Origin of the sequence: Arthrobacter sp. 2YAF22_2 (assembly GCF_052114645.1) — a bacterium.
In the GTDB taxonomy this organism is placed as follows: domain Bacteria; phylum Actinomycetota; class Actinomycetes; order Actinomycetales; family Micrococcaceae; genus Arthrobacter.
On sequence record NZ_JBFRFD010000712.1, the window covers coordinates 1 to 1,403 of the forward strand.

Here is a 1,403-nt window from a genome sequence, read left to right on the forward strand (position 1 = left end):
CATCCGCGCCATGAGCGCCATGCAGGACGAAGTCTTCGGCAGCCCTGCCGCCGACGGCAACGCGGACGGAATCCTGCGCCGGCTGGCACTCGACGACGGGATGCAGCTATGGGTGGCCGAGCACGACGCCTTGATCATTAGCGCCGGGCGCCTGGAGCCGGTTCCGAACACTGACTTCGCGGGAATCTGGGGCGGGGCCACCCGCGTAGAATGGCGCGGCCGGGGGATCTACCGCGCTGTCACAGCAGCGCGGGCGCGGGCAGCGGTTGCACTGGGAAAGAAACTCATCCACAGCGACTCCACCGAGTATTCGCGACCAATTCTTGAACGCTATGGCCTCACCCGGGTGTCGACGACGACGCCGTACCGCTGGCGGCGCTAGCGATCGTCGCGGGTTTGAAATTCCTCGTCGAGCTCGTAGTGCCGGAATTCCGTCTCCGGGTTCGGCTCGCCCTCCGCTACGACCTCGTAATCGAGTTGGCGCTGGATCTGGCTATCAAGGACCTGAAGTTGCTGGTCTGCGACGTCGGCCAGGTCCTCCGGGAAGGCGTCCTCCGGGGTGAGGTGCAGTTTCTCGTTCATCATGCCCTCCGGGCCGCTATGCCGGGGTTTGCACGCCGGCTTCGAATGCTTCATTCTACAGGTGGCTGCGGGAAACGGCGCCCGCTAAAACGTGGCCCGTGGCAGACCGGCCGCGGGAGTTGGCGCGGCGTGCGCAGGCATATTCGGGCTGTGACCTGGAGGGACTATGCAATGGATCCAACTATTGAATTGGTGCCCCCTGATCCGCAGGGCTGGGCTGCCCGATTTGCCGCCGTCAAGCAGAGGCTGACCTTGATGCTGCCGGGCGCGGCCGTGGAACACATCGGGTCGACGTCCGTCCCCGACCTTCCCGCCAAGGATGTGATCGACGTCTTAATTGGTGGGGATTTGAGTGACTGGTCGGCCGTGCTCGACCGGCTCATCTCCGAAGGCTTCGACTGTGAGGGCAAACGGGACGGGCACGCGTGGTTGAGCCTGCCGAACAGGAACCGGCGGACGACGGTGGTCCACCTGGTTCAGATCCACGGGCGTCACTGGAACAGACGCATCGCCTTCCGCGACATTTTGCGTCAGGACGCGGGAGCACGGGAACGATACCTGGGGGTCAAGCGGGAAGCAGCGGCCTCCACCTCCGACTGGGGTGCCTACACGGCGCATAAGGCCGCAGTGGTCGCCGCCATTCTTGAGGTGTGAGACAGGCTAATGGCCCGGACGGAGTCCTCGAGCTCGGCGCGTGACGCGCGTTCCCAGTCGTTCGTCACTGGACCTGGCGCACATCATGATCGGAAGTAGTGGTTTCGTTTGGGTTGTTGGCGGGGGTCCAGGTGGGGTGGCGGGATGAACCAGGGGATGCCGGCGCG

The 1,403-nt window shown here is 64.8% G+C and carries 2 protein-coding genes and 1 pseudogene; 2 read left to right on the top strand and 1 reads right to left on the bottom strand.

Features of this window, described 5'->3' with window-relative positions; genetic code table 11:
- Nucleotides 1-382, top strand: a pseudogene (locus AB4Y86_RS18925) (GNAT family N-acetyltransferase); the annotation flags it as partial.
- On the opposite strand, the gene AB4Y86_RS18930 reads toward AB4Y86_RS18925, so the two are convergent.
- The gene (locus AB4Y86_RS18930; RefSeq protein ID WP_441403670.1) at nt 379-585 is read right to left on the bottom strand and encodes a hypothetical protein; all 207 of its coding nucleotides are present in this window, start codon (nt 583-585) and stop codon (nt 379-381) included. The pseudogene AB4Y86_RS18925 and the gene AB4Y86_RS18930 sit on opposite strands and share 4 nt — an antisense overlap.
- Before the next feature lie 168 nt (nt 586-753).
- On the opposite strand from AB4Y86_RS18930, the gene AB4Y86_RS18935 reads away from it, so the two are divergent.
- Nucleotides 754-1,236, top strand: a complete 483-nt coding sequence (locus AB4Y86_RS18935; protein ID WP_441403671.1) for a GrpB family protein — start codon at nt 754-756, stop codon at nt 1,234-1,236.
- Nucleotides 1,237-1,403 lie beyond the last annotated feature (167 nt).

Bases quoted from the DNA above. Each gene is read 5' to 3' on its own strand.
- AB4Y86_RS18935 (WP_441403671.1), top strand. From the start codon at position 754: ATGGATCCAACTATTGAATTGGTGCCCCCTGATCCGCAGGGCTGGGCT.
- AB4Y86_RS18930 (WP_441403670.1), bottom strand. From the start codon at position 585: ATGATGAACGAGAAACTGCACCTCACCCCGGAGGACGCCTTCCCGGAG.